This window comes from Pseudomonas sp. JAI115, assembly GCF_014200835.1.
GTDB lineage: Bacteria > Pseudomonadota > Gammaproteobacteria > Pseudomonadales > Pseudomonadaceae > Aquipseudomonas > Aquipseudomonas putida_A.
Window position 1 is genome coordinate 76,903 of sequence record NZ_JACHCY010000001.1, and the last position, 25,587, is coordinate 102,489.

Sequence of the window (25,587 nt, forward strand, 5' to 3'; positions counted from 1 at the left end):
GCAGGGTCTGCACAAAAGCAGTCGTTTGCAGCAGGAAAAAATAAGGTGGCGCCCGCTTTCGCGAGCGACACCTTCATCCCCTGCCCGCTAATCAGGCCTTCTTGTCCGCCTCTTCCAGCGCTTTTTCAGCGTTGAACCCGTCGAAGTTCTCGAATACGCCCAGAAAGCCCGGTACGGTCACTTCTCGCGCCCAGTCGCGCTGTAGTTCGCAGTACATTTGCACCCGGCTGATGAGCTTCGCGCCCGCCTGTTCCATTCTGCGCAACGCCGCCTCGTGCGCGGCGAGCGATGTGCCGCCGACCGCATCGACTGGCACATAAACGTCATAACCTTCCTGGATCGCGTCGAGCACCGGGAATGTCAGGCACGCTTCGGTCCAGAGTGCAGTCATGATCAGCTTCTTGCGCCCGAGCGCCTTGACTGCCTGCTTGAATTGCGTGTCCTCCCAACTGTTGATCGATGTGCGGTCGTAGGTCGGAAGATGGCCGAGCACCTTTTGCAACTCCTGGATCGGCGGCTTGTTGCGGCCGGTCGCGACATTGACTGTCGAGTGAATGATCGGAAGGTTGTAGTTGACCGCCGCCTTCGCAACGCTGGTTATGTTGAAGACGAGTTCATCACGCGGCATCGAGCGGATCGAAGAAACCTGAACAGGCTGATAATCGATGATGATCAACGCCGAGTTTTCCGGGGTCAGTAGCTGATCGGTATGGGGGTTGCGGAGAGTCTCGCTTGCCATTGGCAAATCCTTTTCATGGGTGACGCACGTTTGTGAATCAGGCCGGAGCCTGTGCGGGTGATGGGTTCCGGGACACGTGCGAATGACGCCATGCTCGGAAAATCCATTGTGCTGTTCCCATGTTTGCCGCAGTAGTAGCATTGCGCGACGTGCTGTGTCGCGAAAAGAGGAACGCAAGCGTGGATATCGAAGAACTGCAGACCTTCGTGGAAGTGGCTGATGCCGGGGGCATTTCGCAGGCGGCTCTGCGTCTTGGCGTGTCAAAATCGATCGTCAGCCGCCGCCTGGCTCGGCTTGAAACCGAATTGGGTGTGCAATTGCTGGCACGCTCCACTCGCGGGGCGGCGCTTACCGAGGCCGGTGCGACGTTCCGGGACTACGCCGCCAGGGTTTGCACCGAGATCGACATCGCCAAGGAAACGATCCTGCCCGCCGGCGCCCTCCGCGGCCGCTTGCGCGTGGCCGTGCCGCTGTCGTTCGGCCAGAGTCACTTCGCCCCGATGCTGGCAGAAATGGCGCGTCGGCATCCGCAGCTGCACATCCAGACCTGTTACAGCGATCGCTTCGTTGACCTCATTGCCGAGGGCTACGATTGCGCCATCCGGGTGGGCTATATGCAGGACTCCAATCTAATCGCCAGACGGATTGGCCCGGTCTACGCCAAGCTCGTCGCGAGTCCCGCATACATCAACGCGCACGGCGAACCCCACACGCCGGATGAACTGATTGCCCATCAGGCCCTCATGCAGGGCACCGAAGCTTGGCAATTCATGGATGGCGACAAAGTCATCACGGTTCGTCCGCAAGGCCGCTTCAAAGCCGACAACGGCATCGCCCTGGTCGCCGCCGCGACCGCAGGCCTGGGTGTCGCCTACCTGCCCGATTGCCTCACCCATGAATACGTGGCATCCGGCGCATTGGTGCCGATCATGACAAACCATCCTCCCCCTCCGGCCGGTGCCTACATCATCCGTCCGCCGGGTCCGCACCCTGCGCGCAAAATTCGTGTGCTCACTGAACTGCTGATCGAGTTCTTCGGCGAAACGCCACACCTGGCGGTGCAGCCGCTGTCACATCAGGATGATGCGCTGGTGTGAGGTTGGGCTAAACGAAAGAGACAGACATTCATCTTTATCCGCCGTTCGCGTCGGGCAGCGTCCGGTCAACGCGACTCGATAATTCCCAACCGAGCGTGCATCATCGCCACGATCCCGTCGTGGTATCGAAGCCATCAGTGCAGAACCTGCCCGTCCGCAAAACGAGCCATTTGAAACGGAAGTCATCTCATGTTCGAACGTAACAAACTGGTTCCGGAGTTAATGGTCACCAACCTGGATAGCAGCCTGGCATTCTGGGTTTTTCGTCTGGGGTTCAAAGTCGCTTATCAACGCCCGGAAGATGGATTTGCATATCTTGATTTGAATGGTGCTCAGGTAATGCTTGAGCAGATTGATTCCGACGCGGGTCAATGGCTGACTGCGCCGTTGGCCAAGCCGTTTGGAAGAGGCATCAACTTACAGATTGACGTTGAGGCTGTCGCACCCATCATCCAGAAACTTGATGAGTCTGGATGTCCACTCTATCGAGAATGCAAAGACACTTGGTATCGGGCTGACAATGTAGAAATAGGCCAGCGCGAATTCATCGTCCAGGATCCCGACGGTTATCTCGTAAGGTTGGTAGAGCGGTTGGGTGAGAAACCGGCTTGCCCGTTCTGAACCCGAGCCAAGCCGTCCGTCAGCTTCGGGCCGGTGCAGCCCTTCACGGCAGGCAGCAATCGGCCAGAAGCGGGCATCGGCAAGCGACCGCTGTTGCCTAATAGCGGCCGTTCTGGAATGGCAGGAAACGACCGATAACTGCCTTCGATACGCGACTTTCGCCCGGCAGCGGCTTGATTGTAAGAATATGGCGGAGAGCTGCAAAACCGCCTACGCTTATAGAATGATTCCTCGAACACCTTGCCTATCTGGTGGTATAGAGCCGAGAGATCTGACTTCCTTTGAACGTCCACTTAACACCCACCCGGACCGACCCGCGCCTATCGCCAGCAACTGCCCCCTGAATCCGGTCCACACGACCAGCAGTACGGCGCAACGGGTAAAAGCCAGACCCAGTCCCCCCACCTGTCGTTCAAAAGCGACCGATGCCGCAGCACCTCTGGAAACGGGGGCGCTGTCACGTTCTGCCGTGAGGTCAATCCGTATGTATCGGCCGAGCACGATTCCTTACCAGCAGCATCGAGGGTTCAGCCGAACCTTCACTCAGGGGCATTTGAGCCTAGGATTATTCTTTCCCATGGAGGCGTTCGACGGGGACACTCCGAGCATGCTCAACCAGGTCATACTGGCTAAACAAGCCGAGATGCTGGGCTTCTGCGCGCTCTGGTTTCGCGACGTGCCGCTTCGCGACCCTGGCTTCGGCGATGTCGGCCAAGTCTTCGACCCCTGGGTTTACTTGGGTTATATGGCCGCCCATACCTCGGAGATTGCACTTGGCACCGCCTCCATCGCCATCCCGCTGCACCATCCCCTGCACACGGCCAAGGCGTCAGCCAGCGTCGATCAGTTGAGCACTGGTCGCTTGATTCTGGGGGTTGCTTCGGGAGATCGGCCAGTGGAGTTTTCGGCGTTTGGCGTCGATCCCGAAAGGCGTGGAGAGATCTTTCGAGAACACTACGAAGTGATTCGCCGCGCCCACAGCACCAGCTTCGAGCCCATCCACTGGAGCACTGGTGAAATGCAAGGCGCAGACCTGATTCCGAAACCTACCACCCAATTCATTCCAATGCTCGTGACCGGCAACAGTCGCCAGTCACTGGATTGGATCGCGCGTGAGAGCAACGGATGGATCAACTATCCACGCATACCGAATATGCAGCGGCTGGTCGTGGAAGATTGGCGGCTGGAGGTCACCAGGCAATGTGGCTCTGTGTACAAGCCCTTTACTCAGTCGCTGTACATCGATCTCGATGAGAATCCGTCCACGCCACCCACACGTATCCATTTGGGGTTCAAACTTGGACGTTACCATCTACGGTTTTTGCTGGAGTCGCTTGAGGAAATCGGCGTGGACCACGTCATTCTCAATCTCAAATATGGCAAGCGCCCTGCGGCGGAGGTTATTGAGGAATTGGGTACGCACATCGTTGCGCAGTTCGGAGTGCAGCCGCGTCCGGCAGCGCATTGAGGATCGGTCACTGCTACGCCGACGGATGCTCACTTGACGAAGCCATCGTGAGCCTCCCCGAACTGAATGGAACTTCCTGTTGGATTTGCTTAACCGGGCAGCTTGGCCGCAAGGACGTCAACCTTCTCGATTGATGGCGGTTCGGCAAACAGCTCGGCAGCGTTTGCCATAAGCGCCGCCGCGACCTTGCCCGAAAGATGAGCCTGCCGGCCCGCTTCATCCGGGAATGCGTCAAAGATGCCAAAGGTAGACGGCCCCAAGCGGATTCCAAACCAGGCTGTAGTGGCTGGCTCCTCCACTAAAGGAAGGCCGCTCAAGAGAAAGCGCTCCACCTCTTTCTCTTTCCCAGGTTTTGCTTCCAGACGAACGAACAACGCTACTTTGACCATGACGTGGCTCCTGTTGTTACGATGCGGCTGGTGCTATCTGGTCGCAATAGCTAAAAGGGGCATCCGGCAATTAACTATGGTCGACGACACCAGGATTACAAACCCAAAGAGACCAAGGGTAGCGTCGCATGTCGCTTGGACACTGAGAATGACGTAGTAGGCAGCGCGCAAACCGCATACCAGCCGCGTGATCACTTTTCCCGAGCTGTGGCCTGATAATCAAGACTCAACGATATCTGAAATTCAGGAGAACATAACAGATCATGGTGACTGTCAAGCCGACCAATATGTACTCGACACGCGGTAGAAATATAACTAACCCACCTAAAGAAAACACGATCAAGGTGTTTTGCAGTATGTATTTCCTTATTCGACTCACAGCTATGAAATAGCCATATTGCTTCCCCAGGAAAAACAAGACCATGCCGGTGATCGACATAATCTGGAAATCGCGCATCGCAATGTCATTCAGGATCGCATGCCTGATCAAATTTGCCAGGAGTGCCAGCCCCATAAAAAGAAAAAGGTGCGAGTAGATCAAGGCGTGCCCACTCATACTGCTTTGATGTTTGTTCAATAAGTAAAAACTATCAAAATAGATCCACCAGATACTGCAAATCATGATGAATCCGGTGATGGCCGCCATCACATTGTAATAACCCCATTGAATGTTAGATAAGCCTCCGGAAAGGCTAATAATTGACTCCCCCAATAAGATTAGGGTGAGTAGGCCTATGCGCTCAACCAAGTGCTCTGTGTGTGCTGGCAACGGTTTTAATTTAGTCCAGAAAAATACAGGAAACAGAATATCAAGAACAATCCCAATATAAGCAACAAGGTAACGCAAGGGCGGGTCAAAAATAACGGATGAAAGGCTAATAACTGCGCTAACTAATAGGGCGAAGCCGAGCCTTGAGGAAAGTTCGCCGCGAGAATCGAGTTTACTAATGGACGAAATATACATAACACTGATGATCGCACGTATACCAAAATAGCAAGCAATAATAAGCGGGTAGTTCACTTCCAGGTCTTCCCCGATCCGTGCCGACAGCACAATGAGCAGGAGCATTATGAATAATGTTGCCAAACGGTGAAGATTGCTGTCTGTATCAAACCTGTTGGAGTAAATCGTGTGACTGGACCAGATCCACCACAACGGTACAAAAAGCAGTAAGAATGTCCATAGTTGCTTATGTTCAAAGTGGCCTTCATGAACATGTCCGAGAGTGTGCGTAACCTGGCCTATCGTAACAACGAAAGTCAGGTCAAAAAACAACTCCAACCATGTGGCGTGTCGATTTTCTTCATAATACTTCAAAGATTTCATTAGTTGCCGGCTCCGTGTCCACCTCTTTAATGTAAAAGGAAGCTAACGTTGGTTTTTCCTCGGCTCCGATGTGGGTGATGCCAAGCCGATTTGGTTCTCTAGCGATTTCGTCCACGCACTAACAAAAGCTCAATCATCTGACTCATCCCGATGAACTCTGGAACTCCGTCATAGCGAAGCCCGTCAATGTAAAACGCTGGGGTGCCATTCACGCCGCTGCGTACACCGCCATTGAAATCGGCTTGTATTTTGGGAATGTAAGTATCCTCTTGCATTGCAAGATCGAATTCCTCCCTGGAAAGGCCGTGTTTGAGAACAATGGCGCGATACAGCGGCAGACCCAATCGATCCTGATTTTCATACAATTCGTCGTGAGCCTCCCAGAAGAACCCTCGACTCCCGGCATACTCCGCGGTGACCGCTGCACCCAGCGCATGCGGGTGAGCGGTGGTCAGAGGAAAGTTACGGAACACGAACAGCAAATCATCGCGAAAATGCTGCTGCAGATTCTTGACCATCCAATACGCTTCACCGCAATAGGGACATTCATAGTCGCCAAATTCCACCAAGGTGACCTTGGCATGCGCACTTCCCTGACGATGGTCGTTGGCACTTACCGGGACTTTGAGAGTGGCCATGTAATCACCTGTTAATTTTTGATTGGCGTGCCTTGTGGCGAATTCACCAGAGCATCCAGCGCATCCAGAATGCCGTCCGCCCCAGGGTTGATTGCCATTGGTGAGACATAGCTCCAGGCGACCACCCCCTCCTTGTCAATCACGAACAGTGCCCTCTTACAAACTCCGAGCTGGGATTCGTACGCTCCATACTGTCGTGCCACCGCCCCTTTGGGCTCGAAATCGGCCAGCAGGCTGAAGTGAAAATTCCGATCTTTGGCAAAGGCCTGATGACACCAGGCGCTGTCAACCGAGATACCCAGTAGCGCCGCACCGTATTCTCTGAATGTGGGTAGCAACTGGTTGTACAAGGTCAGTTGGTCACCACACACCGAAGTCCAGTCAGCGGGATAAAACGCCAATATCACGGGATTTCCCTTTAGCTCACGCAGCGACAACTGTTGATCAGGGGTTGCGTGAAGAGTGAAGTCGGGCGCGACAGTGCCGGCCGGCAGCGGACCCTGAACCAGGTCGCCATTGGTTTTTTGTGCATCATCGAACTCTAAAGTATTCATTGCTTGAACCTTGATAGATGGGTTGTTGGGACGTGCTCAGTGGGATGCGACGTGCCCGGCGGGATAACTCCATCCACCATCAAGGGGTTCAAAAAAAGACAACGCTGCCTCGATCTCAGCCTGAGCCTGAGTGATTTCGGCAGCGAAACGTTCACGTTCCGCATCAAGGAACACAAGAAGATCCGCCGTGTACTCGCGGAATTGGATTAGGCCAAGTTGGCAGGGGAATGGTCAGATTCGCTCTGGCTCACCAATGACTATAGTCGTTGATGACGCTTGCCGTAGTAGCTGAACGAATTTTCGGAACCCTCCAGTGCCAACAACACTCACGCGCTTATCTTGCTGCCATTTCAGGCGGCGTTTTAACACGATGATTTTGTCAGCTATTTCGCAACTTCAGACAAATCTACATCTGCTTTCTGGACGACAACTGCTGCCCGTTACGACAAGCAGAAATCGACCAGTGGCAGACAATGAACCGCCTTCAGGTCGACAGAATAAAGGTTGATATGAGAAATGCTCTGGGCAAACGAGTCGTTGTCATCAGTGCCGGCATCGTGGGCACTTCGCTGGCGTATCACCTAGCTGATAAAGGCGCGAATATCACCTTGGTTGAGGCTGAAGGTAATCAAAGATGCGGCTCGTGCAGCGATGGTGCTGTACCTAACGAATAGTCGAGATCGGTCTTCGGGAAGCTGAGCGGTAGCCTTTGCGAATATTGTCACTGACCGCTTTTTGCCGAAAGTAGCCGATCGGCGCGCTGTATGTGTGAGGAATATTTCTTTAAGGGAAAACCCTCATTGCTGGGCCTACCTCACGCTACTAGCATGAACCTCGGCAATCGGCCCATTCGTAGGAGAAACCCATGACTACCTTGCAGAGTGACGACAAGCGCCCCACTCCGGATCAGGCGGAGGACGATGCCTTTTTTCCCTCCCCATACTCGCTTAGCCAATTTACCTCGCCAAAATCTGATCTGAGTGATGCGGATTACGCTAATCCCTACCGAGGTGGCCGCTGGAAGATTTTGCTGATTGGCGCCGATGAGCGCTATTTACTGACCGACAACGGAACAATGTTTTCCACCGGTAATCACCCAGTTGAGACGTTGTTGCCCATGTATCACCTCGACAAAGCCGGTTTCGCGTTCGACGTTGCGACCCTGTCAGGCAATCCAGTGAAATTCGAGTTCTGGGCCATGCCTAGCGAAGATACCGAGGTAAAGGATTTCTACGCCAAATACCGTGAGCAGTTCAAAAAACCTTTGAAGCTGTGCGAAGTGGTTGAGAAGGCGCTGGGGCAGGATTCGGATTACATCGGCGTTTTCATACCTGGCGGGCACGGCGCGCTGATTGGATTGCCGGAGAGTGCCGACGTGAAAGCGGCTTTGCATTGGGCAATCACCAACGACAAATTTGTGATTTCCTTATGTCACGGCCCAGCAGCAATGCTCGCGGCGGGCATTGGTGAGTCTAGGAATTCCTACATATTCAACGGCTACAAGATCTGCGCATTTCCAGACAGTCTCGACGCAAAGACGCCCGACATAGGGTATATGCCTGGGCATCTGACGTGGAAATTTGGTGAGCAGTTGAAATCCTTGGGAGTTGAGATCATCAATCAGGATATTTCAGGTGCGACGCTCCAAGACCGCAAGTTGCTGACCGGCGACAGCCCATTGGCAGGCAACAATCTGGGCAAGTTGGCAGCTGAAGCATTGTTGAAAGAGGTTGCATCGGAGTGAGCGACGGGCCGGCCGAAACAGCGATGCGCGCTGCTCTGGAGATAGAGACGGCGCGCACGCTTGAATCAATTAAGAAATCCGTCAGGGGTTTCGCCACACCCTACGGTTATGATCGATTCGTGCTGTTTTCTGCATCGACGGCAAGTGAGGAAGTGGTTGAGCATATCTACTGGGTCGAAGGCGATTGGTTCGATAACGGTCAAGCGGTGGATGCCGAGACTTACGTTCGACATTGTCCGGTGACTCGTCACCTTTTGAATGCTCGGCAATCATTCTTCTGGCAGAAAGAGCAGGTCAAGGGAGAAGAGCGTTACCGGATGATTCGCTCTCCAGGTGGACCAGGAATTCAGGGGTTGCAGGTGCCAGTTTTTGGTCCACAGGGGCTTGAGGGCGCAATGAGCTTGGGGGGGGAGCCGGTGGATGGGAGCGCGCGGATGCGCTTGGGACTCAGCCTGGTTGCGACGGCCGCTTTTTTCGCGGCTCGGCGGTTGCTTGAGGCGCCATTGGACGAAGCGTTAAGAACCCTTTCCCCGCGAGAGCGCGAAGTCATGGAATGGACGGCTGCCGGAAGACGGCAAGCGGATATTGCAGCGACTCTCGGTTTGTCGGAGCGTACAGTTGAAAATCACCTGCGCTCAGCACGCCGACGTCTGGGCGTGACAACGACAGCACAAGCCATCAGGATGGCCATTCGTAACGGCGAGATCGATGGGTAAGGACGCGGCAAGACGAGTGCTAGACGGTTTGGACTTCCGAGTAATTTCCTCATCAACTGATCTGAGTGTCCACTGTTGGCCGCAAGACGCCACTCCCGACCGCCTGCTTTTGGCCGATAGCTGCCAGCCAACGTCAACTATTTCCAACTCAGCGCAGACATTACACGGGATGGCGTTGGATTATCTCCAAACGTCATTCGAAGCCGTTCTTCCGCCATCCTCACGCCCCGTGTTCAAAATATCTCTTGGCACGCTCTTCAATTTTGATGAGCGATGGAATTCACCGGTACTGAACTCCATCCGGTCATCGCGGCCCCTGCACCCGATTCATGTGGTGTGCTGAACCAGTGATCACAAATACCAGCGATACTCCCGCGCACTGATCTCCTGCATGAATGCCAGGTGATCCTGACGTTTGTTCTCGCAATACACGTCGACAAACTCGGCGCCCAGTCCCGCACGCAGTTGTGGCTGATGCTGCAAGGCGCGCACCGCGTCGAGGATTTCCGTCGGGAAATCGATGCCGCTGTTGCGATCGTCGTTGAGTGGCGGGATCGGTTCCTTGCCTGATGCCAGACCATGTTCCAGGCCCACCAGAATTGCCGCCAGCACCAGATACGGATTGGCGTCGGCGCCGGCCAGACGGTATTCGATGCGCAGGTTTTTCGTGTCCGATTCAGGAATGCGCAGGCAAGCGTCACGATCCTCGTAACCCCAGCTCGCCTTGGTCGCGGTGTTTACCGTGCCGCTCAGGCGGCGCATGGCGTTCTGGTTCGGGGCGAAGATCGGCATGCTGTGCGGCAGCAGATCCAGGCAGCCGGCCACCGCGTGGCGCAGTGCTTGCTGGTGATTGGCGGCCAGCAGGTTGTTGCCAGCCGCGTCATACAGGCTGACATGCACGTGCATGCCGCTGCCTGGATGTTCCACGTAGGGTTTGGCCATGAAACTGGCGCGATAGCCGTGCTTGAGCGCGACTCCACGGGTGCTGCGACAGAACAGCGCCGCCCAGTCCGCAGCACGCAAGCCGTCGTCCAGATGGCCGAAATTGATTTCGAACTGCCCCGGTCCCAGTTCGGCGGTGATCACCGTGGCGTCGATGCCCTGAGCTCGCGTTGCTTCCACCATTTCGTCGAGCACTGGGGCGAAGCGCGACAGACGCTCGATGTGCATGTTCGGCTGATCATCGGCGTCGTCGGTCAGCTCGTCGCGAGGGAATTGTGGCAGGCCGTCGCGCAGTTTTTTGTCGAACAGATAGAACTCCAGTTCGAAGGCCACCACCGGGTGAATGCCTTTGCCCGCCAATCGATCCAGTACCTTCGCCAGCACTTCGCGGGGTTCGAACTCGATCGGTTTGGCGGTGCCGTCGGAGGTAATCAGCATCTGCCCCAGCGGTTGTGCTTCCCAAGTCACGGGCTTGAGTGTGCCGGGCACCAAGCGGCGCACGGCGTCCGGGTCGCCGTCGTTGAAGCAGTAATCGCCAATCTTGAACAGTCCGCCCTGCACGCCGAGCAGCACGCAGTTCTGCGGCAGTTTCAGTGCGCTGCCCGCCGCGACTTTTTCGAGCATGTCCACCGGATAACGCTTGCCGTAAAAATGCCCCGGAATGTCCAGGGAAATCAGGTCGACATAACGCACCTCGGGGTAACGTTGGCGAAACGCGCGCACTTCGGCGAGCAGGTCAGAGCAGACAGCGTCCATCGTGTTCATCCTTTGTTGTTATCAGGTGTAGACCCAGAGCACACGGGTGAGCTGCCCGGTGAGGTTGCCGTAGCGACAATGGGTGTGACTGTCGAATTGAAAACTGTCGCCGGCCCTCAAGGTGACCGGCTCGTCGTCGTTGCCCAGCCACAAGGTCAGTTCGCCTTCGAGCACATAACCGCCCTGCTCCGAGCTGTCGCTCATGTGGCGGTCGCCGCTGCTCGCGCCCGGCTCCAGATGACTTTCGAGCATCGAGAACGAGGCGCGCATTTGTGGCGACACCAGAATGTCGGTGATGCCGTTGGCGTAATACAGCGTGCGTCGTTCGTCCGGACGGGTGACCCACGGCACTTGTTTGGCTTTGGGCAGGCTGTAGAAATAGGTGGTCGGCACGCCGAGGGTTTCGCTGATCGCGGTGAGGTCGGCCACGGTCGGGCGCGACAAGCCGCGTTCGACTTGCGAGAGAAAACCCACCGAACGGCCGATCTTGTCGGCCAGATCCTTGAGGGTGTATTTCTTGTGCTTGCGCAGGTCGTGGATCAGGATCGCCAGCGCAGCGATTTCTTCTTGCTTGTTCATGGTCAAAATCTCATCAAATGCTGTCGCGCAGGCGATACCAGGCCTTGCCGATGGCTTCCAGCGGTGCGGCGAAGTGCTTGCCGCCGGGGAAACGGCCATTGCTCAGGCCCTGATACAACGCCAATTCATCCGCCTCGCCGAGAATCGCGTCGGACACCGCGCGGGCGGCGGCCAGTGTCGGCAGCACGCCGTGGCCCGAGTAGCCTTGCAGCCAATAGCGATCGCCCTCGCGGCCAATGTCAGGCGTGCGTTTGATCGTCAGGTCGATATGCCCGCCCCAAGCGAATTGCAGCTCGACGCCCTTGAGCTGCGGAAACACGCGTTCGAGAAACGGCCGAGTCGCCGCCGCAATGTCCTTGGGCATGCCACCCAGATAGGTGCAGCCGCCGCCGAACAGCAAGCGGTTGTCCGGCGTGCGACGGAAGTAATCGAGGACGAACTGGTTGTCGGTCACGCAAACGTTGCTCGGCAGCAGCGCGGTGGCTTGCTCCGGCATCAGCGGTGCGGTGGCGACTTGATAAGTGCCGACCGGCAGGATGCAACTGGAGAGTTGCGGGTCGAGCTCATCGAGATAGGCGTTGCAGGCCAGTACCAGCACGTCGGCCTTCACCGAACCGCGCTCGGTATTGACGCGGAAACCGTTGCCCTCCTGCTGATAACTCAACGCTTTGCTTTGCTCATGAATATGCCCGCCGGCACGCTCGATGGCGGCGGCCAGCCCGAGGGCGAGTTTCAGCGGATTGAGGTGTGCGCCTTCGGCGTCAAAGAGGCCGGCCTGATAACGATCGCTGGCGACCCATTGCGGCAAATCTTCGCGAGGGATGAACTGCAGACCGTCATGGCCCCACTTGTGACTGGCTTCGTGTTGCCACTCAGTCAGCAGGCTGACTCGACGCGGCATCACCGACGTCCACAAATGGCCCGGGCGATAGTCGCAATCGAAGCCATGCCGCGCGGGCAATTCACGCAGCTCCTGCGCGGCCCAGCGCATGCCGTCCCACAGGCGCCGGGCGCGCTCATATCCAAGCGCAGCCTCCAGTGGCGGCATGTCGCACGACCAGCCCAGAATCGCCTGCCCGCCATTGCGTCCCGACGCGGCCCACGCCACGCGACTGGCTTCCAGCACGGTGACGCGCTTGCCGGCCAAAGCCAGACGCAATGAGGTGTGCAGCCCACTGAAACCGGCACCGATGATCACCACGTCGGTGTCGTGCGCACCTTCCAGTGCCGGTCGTGTGCTGAGAATATCGGCGCAACTGTGGGCGTAATAACTGGCGACATGCTGTTGGGATTGCTGAAACATTCGGCGCCTCATGAAATTTATTTCTTATAATTTCATGAAAATCTACAGAACAAATTTCATATCGGCAACCGACAACTGACTACCCGGCCCGGTCAGTGCTCCAGCGCATAACGCCGGCAATGCTCCAGATAACCTTTCTCATGTTTGCCAACCAACTGCACAACACTGGTCCACAGCCACGACGGCGCATCCAGCGTCTTCGAGCGACACGCTTGCAGTTCACGCATCCATGACGCCCGGGTGCTCATGTCCATCTGCCGGGCATGGGCCAGCCCCACGACCCGGGCCAGGTAGCCGGCGGCGAGCATCGCGTCGGTCTGGCTCAACTGATCCAGTTCCAGTTTCATGTCTTGAGGCAGCAGTTCGCGGATGAAGAAGCCATGGTCGAGCACCCGAGTGGCAATCATCCGATTGCCCAGGCCCGGGGAGAGAAAACGCGCACCTTCGACCACACGTTTGCCGTTGTCGCGAGGCATCGCGGCTCGCGCCACTCGTGGTGCGGCGGCAGCAACTGCCTCTTTGATATCCAGCAGGCAATATTCCTGATCATCGCCCTCGCCCACCCCCAGCAACACCGCATAACGCTTGAGCCCCAGCGAACTGCAGCCTTTGACCCAATAGGCCGAGTCGAGCAATTTCACCCGATCGTCCTTTGAGCGGCCCTTCAGGGACGTCACCAGCGTATGGACGTCAGGCGCTGCGCAAAGCGATTTCAGCGCGTTGCGCTCTTCCCGTGACAGCGACCAGAAATGCTTGCCCAGCGGAATGGTCGGTTTAGTGCTTTCAATACGCTCCTGGGCCAGATGCTTCCAGGTGCGCTGCACCGCGCTGCGCATGCCGGCCTTGACTTGCGCGGGTCTTGGCGGCTCTTTGTCGACGTCGTCTTCGAATGCTTGTTCATAGCCGCGCATCATCTCTTCAAGCATGCGCGCGGTGGCGACGCCGGGCAGGTCCGAACCTCGGGCGGCGGTGGCCAAGGACAGCGCCAGGCGTACCAGATCATGCGCGGGGTTGCCGATAACGGTTTGATCAAGGTCGCGGATGTGGATGTCGATGCGCCCCTTGAGATCGCCGGTCGGCCCCAGATTGCCGGCGTGACAATCGCCGCAGATCCACACCGCCGGCCCTTTCGGCAGGCTGCGCCCGGGCTGGCTGTGCAGCCACTCATAAAACTGCACCGTACTGCCACGGACATAGGCATGGGCGGAGCGGGCCATTTTCAGATTGCGCAGTTGCGACAAGGGTTCAAGACGTGCGGAGGGCCGTGGGGTTTTCATGGACGCTTCTTGCAGTGAATGTGTCCTGTTGACCGCCCGCCACGAGCAAATGTTTCAAAGTATTACAAAGGCAACTCAACCCGCGCCAGCAAGCCACCGCTGCTGCGATTGCTCAAACTCAGTTCGCCGCCCTGCTCGCGCACAATCGCCCGCGCCGCCGACAGCCCGAGCCCGACGCCACCGGTTTCCCGGTTGCGCGAGGTTTCCAGGCGGAAAAACGGGTCGAACACACGCTGCAACGACGCTTCGGGAATCCCCGGCCCGTTGTCACTGACGTCGATGCACACGCTGTAGCCGTCGCTGCTCAGAGCGATGGCTGACTGCTGCGCGTACTTTTCGGCGTTTTCCAGCAGATTGACGATCACCCGTTTGATCCCCAGCGGGCGGCCCTCGTAGACCAGATGCGCCGGGCCGTTGAAATCGATGGCAATGTTCTGGTCGCGGTAGTCGTCGATAATCGTCTGCAACAGTTCCGACAGGTCGAACGCAGTGCTTTGCTCCGGCTGAGTGTCTTCCCGAAAGAACGCCAGTGCCGCGTTGATCATCGACTGCATTTCTTCGATGTCGCGAATCAGTTTGCCCTGATGATCAAAGTCTTCCATGAACTCGCTGCGCAGGCGCATCCGGGTCAACGGTGCGCGCAAGTCGTGGGAAATCGACGCGAGCATGTGCGTGCGCTCGCTGATGTAGTGCTGAATCTGCGCCTGCATGGTGTTGAAGGCGATGATCGCCTGACGGATCTCGTCCGGGCCTTCGATCTTGATTGGCGGCGCGCGCAGGTCGCCGCCAAAACGCCGGGCGGCGCTGGTAAAGCGTTGCAGCGGTTTGGCCAGTTGCCTTGTGGCCAGCCAGGCCACCAGCACGGTGGCAATCAGACCCAGCGCGATGATGATTGCGATGCGTGTGCCGATGTCCAGGCCCCAGGAGCGCTCGGGCGAAGAGAACAGCAACCAGCTGGCATCCGGCAGTTGAATCAGCGCCGCATAGCGTCCGAGCGGGCTGCCACTCGGCCAGTCAGCGGGGTTGAACACCCGAATGTCTCGCTCATAGCCAAACAACTGATGCAAGCCCGACGTCTTGTCGGCCACAAGCTGCGTACCCGCCGTTGGCAATCCGAACTCGGCCCGTTGTGCATGCCACGTCACCTCCAGCGCCGGGCCGGTTGCCGCCTGCGCCAGTTTCGGGCGTATAGGCGCGGGGGCGGCCTCGATCACCTTAACGGTCGCGGCAATCTGCTCCAGCAAACCGGTACGTTCAATCGGTGGTCGCGCCCAGGTCCCTGCCACCTCGACGAACAGGAAGTTGAGTGCCAGCGACGCGAGCATGGCCGCGACGATGGTCAGCGCGATCCGCCGACTCAGCGGATCACGGCGCAGGAATCGATGGATCATGAACGAGTGACCTTGGCGGTGAACATGTAACCGCCGTTGCGCACAGTGCGGATCAGGTCCGGGCGTTTGCTGTCCGGCTCGATCTTGCGCCGCAGGCGGCTGACCTGCACGTCGATGCTGCGATCAAAGGCGTCGTGGCCCTGACCGCGAGACAGGTCGATCAATTGTTCGCGGGTAAGAATGCGCTGCGGGTGTTCGAGAAGCACCACCAGCAGATCGAACTCGCCGCCGGACAGCGGAATCATCACGTTTTCCGGGGAGCGCAACTCGCGACAGGTGATATCCAGATGCCAACCGGCGAAGGCGATCACCGGCCGCGCCGGTTCACTCGCCGGGCTGACCTGCTCACCGGCGCGACGCTGCACGGCGCGCAGACGGGCCAACAGTTCACGCGGGGCGAACGGTTTGGTGACGTAGTCATCGGCGCCCAGTTCGAGGCCGACAATCCGGTCGCTCAATTCGCCCATGGCGGTCAGCATGATGATCGGAATGCCCATCTGCGCCCGCACTTTCTGGCACAGGCTCAATCCACCTTCACCGGGCAGCATCAGGTCGAGAATGATCGTGTCCGGGCGCTGCTGGGCAATTGCCGCCCACATCGCTGCGCCGTCGGCAGCGACATCGACCTCGTAGGCGTGCTGGACGAAGAACTTCTTCAGCAGGGCAAGAATTTCCACGTCATCGTCGACGATCAGCAGTCTGCTCACGGGCACAGGATCCTCAGGCCAAAAAAGAACGCATCTAAAACTATTCTGGCGGGCGGGTCATATATTTCAATCGAGCAACATTCCGTCGTCCCGGACATCAAGCGGACATTCTGCGGCAAAACCCCTCAGGCACCCTGCACGCCATCGACAACCGGGGGCTTTCAATGAGCGCATTGCACAACCGTTATACCGCCGAGGGCCACGACGCCCGCTATCCGTTGATTCTCAGCCAGCGCACCAGCGCGCCCGAGCAGGATACGCCGCTGTTGTTTCAGGAGTTCTGCCTGGGCCTGTCTGATGACCAAAGCCGTATCGTCCTGCGCCGCTATTTCGAGCAATACGGCCCCAGCGATTCGCAATGGGTCGAGTACGTGCATTCGATTCCGACCGCCGACCTCATCCAATGGATCATGAGCCACGGCCGTCTGCACATCGAATGCTCGGACAACACCCCACCACTCTCCTCCCCCATCACAGCCCGCGTTTGAACCACGCGGGGCAACAGCGCAAAACAAGGATTCGCATGATAAGAAGCCATTGCTTGATGTCGGTGCTGTGTACGGCGTCCCTGAGCCTGTCGGCCTGCAGCAGCAAAACCGTCGAACCGCAGAAGTACACGGGATTCCTGCACGATTACAGCGTGCTCAGCGAGCACCAGTCGCCATCGGGGCAGACGGTGTTGAGTTGGGTCAGCCCGGCATTGGCCCGGGGGCGCTACACCCAGGTCTATCTGGCGCCCAGCCAGTTCTATCCCAGCGCCGCGCCGAGCGAGCGGATCCCGCTGAGCACGCTGTCCGGCGTCACCGAGTACTACGACGCCGCGCTCAGGCTGGAACTGGGCAAGGTCATGCGCCTGGTGCCGCAACCCGGCCCGAACACCCTGACGGTCAGACCGGCGATCGCCCGCGTCGCCGCCAGCACCCAGGGCCTGCGCTTTTATGAATGGCTACCGGTGACGCTGGTCGCTGCAGGTGTGAGCACCGCCACCGGCATCCGCGATCAGGACAGCGAAATCACCACCGAAGTCTCATTCGAGGACGGCTCCACCGGCGAAGTGGTCGCCGAAGTCGTGCGCAAGGGCACCGGGCTGCCGCTGGAAAACGACAAACAGGTACTGACCGCCGATGACGTCAAAGCGGTGCTGGACGGTTGGGCCAGTGATCTTGGGAAGTCCTACCTGGCGACCCGTCGTTAGCCGAGCGACTTTTTCAGCTAGCCTTGCTCACTGAATGTGCTGACCTATTCGCGAGCAGGCTCGCTCTCACAGGGGAACTGCATTCCAATGTGGGAGCGAGCCTGCTCGCGAAAGCGGTGTGTCAGGCAACTAGTCACTAGAGACTTTCAGCAAGGAGCTGCCATGTTCAAGTTCATCAAAACCACCGTGATTGGCGGGCTGCTGTTCATTCTGCCCCTAGCGCTGGTTTTCGTCCTGCTGGAAAAAGCCATCCACCTGTTGCGTGGCCCCGTGGAAAGGCTGCTGCCGATGTTTGCCGGGCACGATGTTGCCGGCGTGACCCTGATCACGCTGGCGACATTGTTCGGTTTGATTGTGCTGTGTTTTCTCGCCGGTCTGCTGGCCCGCAGTTCCACCGCTGCCCGAGCGATCGAAAACACCGTAGACAAGGTCTTGAGCAATCTGCCGGGTTACCAGTTGCTCAAGGACACCACCACACGCTTTGCCGGGATGGAAAACCCCGACGGCTCGAAGGTTGGCCTGATTGCCGAGGAACAAGGCTGGCGCTTGTGTCTGGTGGTGGAAAGTCTCGGTGACTGGATGACAGTGTACATGCCGGATGGTGGAACGGCCGGTGGCACGGCGGGCGAAGTGCGCTTGCTGCAGGCCCGCGAGGTGATCATTACCGAGCTGTCGTGGCTGACCATGGCCGCCGGGTTGCGCCGTGGCGGACGCGGGATGCTGGAGTTGATGCAGCCGTGGTTGCCGAAAACCTGAAAACCACTACTCGCTGCTCAAAATGCCATGGCAGATCAAACCCAGCACACCGCGCATGTGTTCGGCATGTGCCGCCCGGTCCGGCTCAGGCTCGGTCGCCAGACGGATAAACGCCATATTCGCGTACTGATTGAACAACGTCGCCGCCACGTCCAGATCGACTGACGCCCGCACCTTGCCCTGCGCCTGAAAATGCCCGAGCAGCGTCTTGGTCTCTTCGATCACCGCCGCATTCCACGGACTCAACGCCTGAGCCAGTTCACCCGTGAGCAGAAACGGCGCCAGTTCACGCCACAACGAGGCCGGCATCGCTTGCAGTTGGTAGTCGGTCATCAAACCTTCGAACTCGCACAACGCCTCCAGCGGATCACTGTCGTCGTCCAGATTGGCCCGCGCCTCGCGCATCGCCTGCTCGTCCGGCTGTTTGAGCAAGGCCAGCAGAATCTCCTGTTTGCCACCGAAATAATTGACCACCGTCGGCGCGGAAACCCCGGCCTGGACCGCGATCTGGTCCAGTGTGGTGGCCGCAAAACCGTTGGTCTTGAACAACTCCAGCGCTGCCTGCGCGATGACTTCCCTGCGCTGTTCCTTTTGCCGTTCTCTGAGCCCGCTCATGGTGCTGATGTCCTGTCTTGCTGATCGGCGTCAGCCTACGGATTTCTTTTTTCACCGACAAATATTTTCTTTACAAAAATATTTTTAAGTGACAAATATTGGCCGTGCACCGCTGGAATGAACGCGCACCCACTTGCCCCGTTTCTCTGGAGAACCGCCATGTCCGCCGAATTCGATCCGACCCGTAGCACCCGCGATTATCAGGCCGCCGACGCCGCCCACCACATTCACGCGTTCGTCGATCAGAAAGCCCTCAACGAGGAAGGCCCGCGGGTGATGGTCAGCGGTGATCGCTTGGCGCTGTGGGACAACGACGGCAATCGCTACCTGGACGGCATGTCCGGCCTGTGGTGCACCAACCTCGGTTACGGGCGCAAGGACCTGGCCGCTGCCGCCAGCGCACAGCTGGAACAACTGCCCTACTACAACATGTTCTTCCACACCACTCACCCGCAGGTGATCGAGCTCTCCGAGCTGTTGTTCAGCCTGCTGCCCCAGCACTACAGCCACGCGATCTACACCAACTCCGGCTCGGAAGCCAACGAAGTGCTGATCCGCACCGTGCGCAAGTTCTGGCAGGTGATGGGCCAGCCCGAGAAGAAAATCATGATCGGCCGATGGAACGGTTACCACGGCTCGACCCTGGCTGCGACGGCGCTGGGCGGCATGAAATTCATGCACGAAATGGGCGGCACCATCCCTGACGTCGCGCACATCGACGAGCCGTACTGGTTCGCCCACGAAGGTGATCTCAGTCCGGAAGAATTCGGCCTGCAGGCGGCGCGGCAACTGGAAGACAAGATCCTCGAACTGGGCGCCGACAAGGTCGCCGCTTTCGTCGCCGAACCGTTCCAGGGCGCTGGCGGCATGATCATTCCGCCCGCCACCTATTGGCCGGAAATCCAGCGTATCTGCCGCCAATATGATGTGTTGCTGTGCGCCGACGAAGTGATTGGCGGTTTCGGTCGCACCGGCGAATGGTTCGCGCACCAGGCCTTCGGTTTTGAACCGGACACCCTGTCGATCGCCAAAGGCCTGACCTCCGGCTACATCCCCATGGGCGGGCTGATCCTGTCGCGACGTATGGCCGAAGCGCTGGTGGAAAAAGGCGGCGTGTTCGCTCACGGCCTGACCTATTCCGGTCACCCGGTGGCGGCTGCGGTGGCCATCGCCAACCTCAAGGCCTTGCGCGATGAAGGCGTCGTCACTCAGGTGAAAAACGACACCGGCCCGTACCTGCAGAACTGCCTGCGCGAAGTGTTCGGCAACCACCCGCTGGTGGGTGAGGTTCAGGGCGTCGGGCTGGTGGCGGCATTGCAGTTCGCCGAAGACAAAGCCACCCGCAAGCGTTTCGCCAACGAGAACGACATCGCCTGGCGCTGCCGCACCATTGGTTTTGAGGAAGGCCTGATCATTCGATCGACGCTGGGCCGGATGATCATGGCCCCCGCATTGATCGCCACGCGCGCGGAGCTGGATGAATTGGTCGACAAAACACGAATCGCCGTGGATCGCACGGCTCGCGAATACGGCGTGCTGTAACGCATACCCCTTGTAGGAGTGAGCCTGCTCGCGATAGCGGTGTGTCATTAACATCGATCTAAACTGATCGACCGCTATCGCGAGCAGGCTCACTCCTACAAGGGAATCAGGTATGCCTTGAACTCAGCACATCGGCTCAATCCGGCACGGATGATCGTGCCCATCATCAGAGACCTTCCCTGATTGTCGGTCCCTCACGATGGCTCCCTCAACACCACGCTTTGCGTTGTTGGCACTGCTTTGCGCAGCGAGCGACAGTGCTTTGGCCAATGACTTCTTCGACGACGCCAAAACCGAAGTGCTCAGCCGCAACTTCTTCCTGAGCAACGACTACCGCTCGCCCTCTCCCTCCGGCAAAAACTATAAACAGGAATGGGCCCAGGGCTTTATCGGCACGTTCACCTCTGGCTACACGCCAGGCACTGTCGGATTCGGCATCGATGCCCATGCCTTTCTCGGCCTGAAACTCGATGGCGGCAAAGGACATTCCGGCACGGGTCTGTTGCCGGTCGACAGCAATGGTCGTAGTGAACCGAACTACTCCAGCGCTGGCGGCGCGTTCAAACTGAAAGTTTCGCGCACCACCCTCGCGTTCGGCGAGATGACCGTGGAAACGCCGGTGTTCGACACCTCGGACAAACGCCTGCAACCGGAATACGTCACAGGTTTGCTAGTGAACAGTCGTGAAATCGACAACGTTAACTTCACGGCCGGACACTTCACCGCATTCAAGAATCAGGACAGTTCCTCAGGGCGCGGCGACTTTTCCGGATACGGCGCCACTACCGAGGCTGGCGGAATCAGTTTTCTCGGCGCCGATCTGTTCGGTGACAGTCCGGTCGGCGGATCGCTTTACGCCTCGGATCTGACTGACACCTGGCATCAGTACTACGCCAATCTGCACTTCAAACAGTCCGGCCTGTTGCTCGATGCCAACCTCTACCACACCCGCGATACCGGTCGGGCGCTGGCCGGCGCGATCGACAACACCGCGTTCAGCCTGTCCGGCAAGTACAGTTTCGGCCCGCACGCGGTCATGCTCGGCTGGCAACGCATCAATGGCGACACGCCGTTCGATTTCGTGGGCGGCGACTCGATCTACCTCGCCAACTCGATCAAATACGCCGACTTCAACGGCGCTGGCGAACGTTCCTGGCAAGCACGCTACGACCTCGACCTTGGCGCCTTCGGCATCCCTGGCCTGACCTTCATGACCCGCTACGTCTCCGGCGACCACATCGACGGCACTCACGCGCCCAAGGGCGGCGCGTACAACCCGTTCGATGCCGAGACTGGCGACTATCAGCCGCAGCAAGGCGCTGGCGGCAAACATTGGGAACGGGATATCGATCTGAAATACATCGTGCAATCGGGCACGGCGAAGGACCTGTCGGTGCAGCTGTCGCATGTCTCGCACCGGGCCAACGAGGCACAGGCCGGCGATGATATCGACCGGATTTACGTGGTGATTCAGTACCCGCTGGGGTTCTGATGGCTGGTGGTTAAACCCAGCCTCTGGCCCGATGTCGCCCTACGAATCCATCGACTGGAAAACCAATCCCCTGTGGGAGCGAGCCTGCTCGCGAAAGCGGCGGATCAGTCGACATAGACGTTGAATGACTTACCGCATTCGCGAGCAGGCTCGCTCCCACAGGGGATTCAGTGCGTCATGGATGCTGCGGTAATTGGCGGAAGGCAGCCGGAGTCGAACCTGCCCGGGAACGGATGCCGTCCCCAACCGGGTTTGAAGCCCGGCCGCGCCACCGGGCGCGATTGCCTTCCTTTGAACTCAGGGTGCGTCGGCACTGGCCAGCGCGTTGTCGTGGCGGATCACCCGGGATTCGCCGATGCGCCGGGTCAGGCCGAGGCGATCGAAGTATTCCAGGTAGTGAATACAGCGTTTGCGTCCCAAGCCTAGCGCATCACGGAAGGTTGTCACCTGGATCGACGGATTTTCCTGCTCCAGTTGCAACAGAATGTTGGCCATGCGCCGCAGTTGCCCGTCAGACAGAAACAGGTCGCGCACCATTTGGTGCATCAATCCCAAGCGCGCCAGTTTGCGCAGCAACAGGCGCACCACGGCATCTTCCGTACCGAGCACTGTGGCGACATCACGTACCCACGGCGGATCAAACCCGGCCTGCTCGAACAGCGGCTGCATGCGCTGCCACAGGGTTTCTTCTTCAGCACTCAAACGCACCTGATGATCCGGCAGATGCAACCACGGCCCGCTGGCGTTGATCGATCCGGCGGCGCGCAGTTCTTCCAGCAGGCTGACAAAGGTCGAGCGCTCCAGCGCCAGACCACTGAAGCGTCGCAGGCGGTCGCGATCCGGTCCCATCTGGTCCGGTTCCAGCTCGTGCAATTTCGCCAGTTGCTCCAGCAGGGTGAACTTCAACTGCCCCCAGCGCTGCACGTTGAACAGCACCGGCCCTTGGCGGGTGTCGATCAGGCGCACGTTGGCTGGTAGCGCCCAGTCTTCACGCTGACGATTGAATTGACGCTCCAGCCGTTGCGGATCGAGGCCGCCAGCGCTGTGGTCGAGCAACAGCGGCAGCGCTTGTTCCAGACTATCGCTGCCCACCAGCGCTTGCAGTTGTGCCAGCCGCTCCGGGCTGCGACGTTGACGGGCCGGGGCGAACGGGTCAAGCACCTGGCCACCGCCGAGGGTGCGTTGCGCGCTGTGGTCACGCAGGATCAGGCGATCGCCCTTCACCGCGTGCACCGGGGCGTTGATCAGCAATTGCGCGAACATGCGCTGACCGGGACTCAAGCGCGGGCCTTCGAGCAACGCCACCCGGGCGATGACGTCTTGCGTACCGAGGTGCACATGCACCGGGTGAAAGTGCTCGAAGGTGCGCTCACCGGGCAGCAGTTGAAATTCGATATCGACCCGTTGCGTCGGTGCGTGCAGCCATTCGGCCAACAGCCATTGGCCGCGATGGATCTGCTCCAGGGTCAATCGATCGCCACTGATGTTCAGCGCCACCCGTTGCCCGGCGAAGGCCTGCTCGGCGGCCTGATTTTGCGCGTGCAGTCCTCGCACCCGCACCGATTTCCCGGACGGCCCGAGGGCCAGTTTGTCCCCGACTGACACCGTCCCCGACAACGCCGTGCCAGTGACCACAATCCCGGCGCCCGCCACGCTGAAGGCGCGGTCGATGGCCAGGCGAAAACCACCTTCGCGGCTGCGCTCATGCACTTCGCCTTGGATCTGCAGCAAGCTCTGGCGCAGTTCATCGACGCCCTGCCCGGTCACGCTCGACACCGCCAGCGTCGGTGCATCGGCGAATGGCCCGGCTTCGAGCAGATCGAGAACCTGGCGCTGCACCTCCTCCACCCTGCCCGCTTCAACCCGATCGCATTTGGTGATCGCCACCAGCGCCCGGGGAATGCCCAGCAACTGCACAATCGCCAGATGCTCACGGGTCTGCGGCATCACCCCGTCGTCCGCCGCCACCACCAGCAACACCAGATCAATGCCCTGCGCCCCGGCAAGCATGTTGTGGGTGAATTTCTCGTGGCCCGGCACGTCGATGAACCCGGTCAGCCCGGCACCGGCTTCCAGTTCCGCGTAGAGATAACCGAGGTCGATGGTCATCCCACGCTCGCGTTCCTGCGGGCGGCGGTCGCCGGTTTGCCCGGTCAGCGCTTGCAGCAGCGAGGTCTTGCCGTGGTCGATGTGCCCGGCGGTGCCGACGATCACGACTCGACCTGCAACTGTGGCAACTGCGCCAGCCACGCCGGCTCGTCGTCGAGCTGCCGTAGATCGAGCCACAGCGCGTCGTCGTCAATTCGACCCAGCACCGGAATCGGCAAATTGCGCAACGCAGCTTCCAGATTCAGCAGACAACGCCCGCGCAAACGCTTGGACACTTGCGGGCGTAAGCACAGCGCCGCACTCGGCAACCGCGCCACCGGTTGGCTGCCGCTGCCGATCATGCCCAACGCCTGCACGGCGCTGACCTGCCACGGTACGCCCAAGACTTCAGCCATCGCCGGTTGCAAACGAGAGGCCTGGGCGAGAATGTCGGCTTGCGGGCGAGTCAACAGCCGCAGGCTCAGCAGACGTTCAGCGAGGCGATCCGGATCGCGATACAGGCCAAGCACCGCTTCCAGCGCCGCCAGGGTCAGCTTGTCGACCCGCAAGGCGCGCTTCAGCGGATTCTTTTTGATCTTCGCGATCAATTCTTTGCGCCCGACAATCAACCCGGCCTGCGGCCCGCCGAGCAATTTGTCGCCGCTGAAGGTGACGATGTCCGCACCGTCGAGCAGCGCCTGCCGTACCGTCGGTTCCGCCGGCAGACCCCAACGGGTCAAGTCCAGCAGACTGCCGCTGCCCAGATCCTCCAGCAGCGGCAAGCCGTGCCGATGCGCCAGTTCGGCCAGTTCGGCGGTGGGCACCCGGGCGGTAAAGCCCTCGATGCTGTAGTTACTCGCATGCACGCGCATGATCAAGCCGCTGCGCGGGCTGATCGCCGCCTCGTAGTCGCGGGCGTGGGTGCGGTTGGTGGTGCCGACTTCATGCAGGCGCACACCGGCGCGGGCCATGATGTCGGGGATGCGGAACGCGCCGCCGATCTCGATCAGCTCGCCGCGCGAGATGATGCCTTCCTTGCGCGCGCCGAGGCTGTTCAGCGTCAGCAACACCGCAGCGGCATTGTTGTTGACCACGGTGACGGCTTCGGCGCCGGTCAGTTCGCGGATCAGGCCTTCGATCAGGTCATCACGATCACCGCGTTTGCCACTGGCCAGATCGAATTCCAGATTGAGCGGGTAACGTGCGGCCATCTGCACCGCGTCGATGGCTTCATCCGGCAACAGCGCCCGGCCAAGATTGGTGTGCAGCACCGTACCGGTCAGGTTGAACACCCGCCGCACGTTGCTGCGCTGCTGCTGGGCCAGACGCTCACCGACGCGGCCGGCGAGCACTTCTGGGCTGATTTCAATGGACGACAATTGCCCGTTCAACACGTCTGCACGCAACTCGTCCAGCAACTGGCGCAAACGGCTCAGCAACGCCTCACGACCGTAACGCTCAAGCAGTGGCACACAGGCCGGGTGACGCAACAAACCATCAATGGAAGGCAACCGCAGGGTAACACTCGAAGACATCAGCCACTCCCGAAAACAAGACTCTCCGGCATGACCTGACGCAACGCGTCTAAATACAGCACACCGGCCCCCAATTGTGGGAGCGGGCTTGCTCGCGAATGCGGTGAGTCAGCCAC

General features: G+C 59.0%; 24 protein-coding genes, 1 tRNA gene and 1 pseudogene. 11 read left to right on the forward strand and 15 right to left on the reverse strand.

All coding sequences use genetic code 11. From position 1 onward, the window contains the following. Positions 1-91: 91 nt before the first annotated feature. Positions 92-739 carry a hydrolase gene (locus HDC30_RS00365; RefSeq protein WP_115984686.1) on the reverse strand — a complete coding sequence of 216 codons (648 nt, stop codon included), beginning with the start codon at positions 737-739 and terminating at the stop codon, positions 92-94. A gap of 179 nt (positions 740-918) precedes the next feature. Here HDC30_RS00365 and HDC30_RS00370 point away from each other — a divergent pair, with 179 nt between their 5' ends. The 3 genes from HDC30_RS00370 (at position 919) to HDC30_RS00380 (ending at position 3,925) form a co-directional block, all read left to right on the forward strand. After that, positions 919-1,836 (forward strand): LysR family transcriptional regulator, encoded by a 918-nt coding sequence (locus HDC30_RS00370; protein WP_183779805.1) that lies wholly within the window; start codon positions 919-921, stop codon positions 1,834-1,836. Positions 1,837-2,025: 189 nt separating this feature from the next. Beyond that, complete coding sequence (locus HDC30_RS00375; RefSeq protein ID WP_183779808.1) at positions 2,026-2,457, forward strand: VOC family protein; 432 nt, start codon at positions 2,026-2,028, stop codon at positions 2,455-2,457. 484 nt (positions 2,458-2,941) lie between these two features. After that, positions 2,942-3,925, forward strand: coding sequence for an LLM class oxidoreductase (locus HDC30_RS00380; protein ID WP_183779812.1), 984 nt, complete (start codon positions 2,942-2,944; stop codon positions 3,923-3,925). Between the two features lie 89 nt (positions 3,926-4,014). Here the strand turns inward: HDC30_RS00380 and HDC30_RS00385 are convergent, their stop codons facing one another. From HDC30_RS00385 to HDC30_RS00400, 4 genes are all read right to left on the reverse strand, one after another. Then, on the reverse strand, positions 4,015-4,314 hold the full coding sequence (locus HDC30_RS00385; RefSeq protein WP_183779815.1) for a putative quinol monooxygenase: 300 nt from the start codon (positions 4,312-4,314) through the stop codon (positions 4,015-4,017). A 226-nt stretch (positions 4,315-4,540) separates the two neighbouring features. Beyond that, complete coding sequence (locus HDC30_RS00390) at positions 4,541-5,641, reverse strand: low temperature requirement protein A (protein ID WP_096795982.1); 1,101 nt, start codon at positions 5,639-5,641, stop codon at positions 4,541-4,543. Positions 5,642-5,739: 98 nt separating this feature from the next. Next, positions 5,740-6,279, reverse strand: a complete 540-nt coding sequence (locus HDC30_RS00395; protein WP_070086726.1) for a thioredoxin domain-containing protein — start codon at positions 6,277-6,279, stop codon at positions 5,740-5,742. Positions 6,280-6,290: 11 nt separating this feature from the next. Next, positions 6,291-6,833 (reverse strand): redoxin domain-containing protein, encoded by a 543-nt coding sequence (locus HDC30_RS00400; RefSeq protein ID WP_097089837.1) that lies wholly within the window; start codon positions 6,831-6,833, stop codon positions 6,291-6,293. A gap of 509 nt (positions 6,834-7,342) precedes the next feature. On the opposite strand from HDC30_RS00400, the pseudogene HDC30_RS29010 reads away from it, so the two are divergent. The 3 genes and pseudogenes from HDC30_RS29010 to HDC30_RS00410 form a co-directional block, all read left to right on the forward strand. After that, a pseudogene (locus HDC30_RS29010) lies at positions 7,343-7,456 on the forward strand (FAD-dependent oxidoreductase); the annotation flags it as partial. A 242-nt stretch (positions 7,457-7,698) separates the two neighbouring features. After that, a complete protein-coding gene (gene hchA, locus HDC30_RS00405) occupies positions 7,699-8,577 on the forward strand; it encodes a glyoxalase III HchA (protein WP_097089838.1) in 879 nt (292 codons plus the stop codon). A gap of 23 nt (positions 8,578-8,600) precedes the next feature. Continuing rightward, positions 8,601-9,293 carry a PA1136 family autoinducer-binding transcriptional regulator gene (locus HDC30_RS00410; RefSeq protein WP_221303315.1) on the forward strand — a complete coding sequence of 231 codons (693 nt, stop codon included), beginning with the start codon at positions 8,601-8,603 and terminating at the stop codon, positions 9,291-9,293. Positions 9,294-9,644: 351 nt separating this feature from the next. Here the strand turns inward: HDC30_RS00410 and HDC30_RS00415 are convergent, their stop codons facing one another. The 6 genes from HDC30_RS00415 to HDC30_RS00440 all read right to left on the reverse strand — a co-directional run bounded on the left by HDC30_RS00415 (position 9,645) and on the right by HDC30_RS00440 (position 16,248). Continuing rightward, the gene (locus HDC30_RS00415; RefSeq protein WP_183779820.1) at positions 9,645-10,991 is read right to left on the reverse strand and encodes a glutamine synthetase family protein; all 1,347 of its coding nucleotides are present in this window, start codon (positions 10,989-10,991) and stop codon (positions 9,645-9,647) included. A 21-nt stretch (positions 10,992-11,012) separates the two neighbouring features. Further along, the gene (locus HDC30_RS00420) at positions 11,013-11,570 is read right to left on the reverse strand and encodes a helix-turn-helix domain-containing protein (RefSeq protein WP_183779823.1); all 558 of its coding nucleotides are present in this window, start codon (positions 11,568-11,570) and stop codon (positions 11,013-11,015) included. A 13-nt stretch (positions 11,571-11,583) separates the two neighbouring features. After that, positions 11,584-12,873, reverse strand: a complete 1,290-nt coding sequence (locus tag HDC30_RS00425; protein ID WP_183779826.1) for an FAD-binding oxidoreductase — start codon at positions 12,871-12,873, stop codon at positions 11,584-11,586. A gap of 92 nt (positions 12,874-12,965) precedes the next feature. After that, entirely contained in the window at positions 12,966-14,150 is a 1,185-nt protein-coding gene (locus tag HDC30_RS00430) for a DUF2252 family protein (protein WP_183779829.1), read from the reverse strand. Between the two features lie 62 nt (positions 14,151-14,212). Beyond that, entirely contained in the window at positions 14,213-15,541 is a 1,329-nt protein-coding gene (locus tag HDC30_RS00435) for an ATP-binding protein (protein ID WP_183779833.1), read from the reverse strand. After that, on the reverse strand, positions 15,538-16,248 hold the full coding sequence (locus HDC30_RS00440) for a response regulator (protein ID WP_183779838.1): 711 nt from the start codon (positions 16,246-16,248) through the stop codon (positions 15,538-15,540). Before HDC30_RS00440 ends, HDC30_RS00435 begins: the two co-directional genes overlap by 4 nt. Positions 16,249-16,412: 164 nt before the next feature. On the opposite strand from HDC30_RS00440, the gene HDC30_RS00445 reads away from it, so the two are divergent. The 3 genes from HDC30_RS00445 to HDC30_RS00455 all read left to right on the forward strand — a co-directional run bounded on the left by HDC30_RS00445 (position 16,413) and on the right by HDC30_RS00455 (position 18,199). Further along, on the forward strand, positions 16,413-16,736 hold the full coding sequence (locus HDC30_RS00445; RefSeq protein ID WP_183779841.1) for a hypothetical protein: 324 nt from the start codon (positions 16,413-16,415) through the stop codon (positions 16,734-16,736). A gap of 56 nt (positions 16,737-16,792) precedes the next feature. Then, positions 16,793-17,443 (forward strand): DUF3313 domain-containing protein, encoded by a 651-nt coding sequence (locus HDC30_RS00450; protein ID WP_409347866.1) that lies wholly within the window; start codon positions 16,793-16,795, stop codon positions 17,441-17,443. Positions 17,444-17,605: 162 nt separating this feature from the next. Beyond that, positions 17,606-18,199 carry a hypothetical protein gene (locus HDC30_RS00455; protein ID WP_183779847.1) on the forward strand — a complete coding sequence of 198 codons (594 nt, stop codon included), beginning with the start codon at positions 17,606-17,608 and terminating at the stop codon, positions 18,197-18,199. 6 nt (positions 18,200-18,205) lie between these two features. Here the strand turns inward: HDC30_RS00455 and HDC30_RS00460 are convergent, their stop codons facing one another. Then, complete coding sequence (locus HDC30_RS00460; RefSeq protein WP_183779850.1) at positions 18,206-18,814, reverse strand: TetR/AcrR family transcriptional regulator; 609 nt, start codon at positions 18,812-18,814, stop codon at positions 18,206-18,208. Between the two features lie 159 nt (positions 18,815-18,973). Between HDC30_RS00460 and HDC30_RS00465 the strand changes: the two genes are divergently transcribed. After that, a complete protein-coding gene (locus tag HDC30_RS00465; protein WP_183779853.1) occupies positions 18,974-20,356 on the forward strand; it encodes an aspartate aminotransferase family protein in 1,383 nt (460 codons plus the stop codon). Between the two features lie 199 nt (positions 20,357-20,555). Continuing rightward, the gene (locus tag HDC30_RS00470) at positions 20,556-21,848 is read left to right on the forward strand and encodes an OprD family porin (protein WP_183779856.1); all 1,293 of its coding nucleotides are present in this window, start codon (positions 20,556-20,558) and stop codon (positions 21,846-21,848) included. A gap of 194 nt (positions 21,849-22,042) precedes the next feature. Here HDC30_RS00470 and HDC30_RS00475 read toward each other — a convergent pair. The 3 genes from HDC30_RS00475 to selA form a co-directional block, all read right to left on the reverse strand. Then, positions 22,043-22,138, reverse strand: a tRNA-Sec gene (locus HDC30_RS00475). Between the two features lie 7 nt (positions 22,139-22,145). Next, on the reverse strand, positions 22,146-24,062 hold the full coding sequence (gene selB, locus HDC30_RS00480) for a selenocysteine-specific translation elongation factor (protein ID WP_183781279.1): 1,917 nt from the start codon (positions 24,060-24,062) through the stop codon (positions 22,146-22,148). Beyond that, the gene (gene selA / locus HDC30_RS00485) at positions 24,059-25,471 is read right to left on the reverse strand and encodes an L-seryl-tRNA(Sec) selenium transferase (protein ID WP_183779859.1); all 1,413 of its coding nucleotides are present in this window, start codon (positions 25,469-25,471) and stop codon (positions 24,059-24,061) included. The genes selB and selA overlap by 4 nt, the downstream gene beginning before the upstream one ends. Positions 25,472-25,587: the final 116 nt, after the last annotated feature.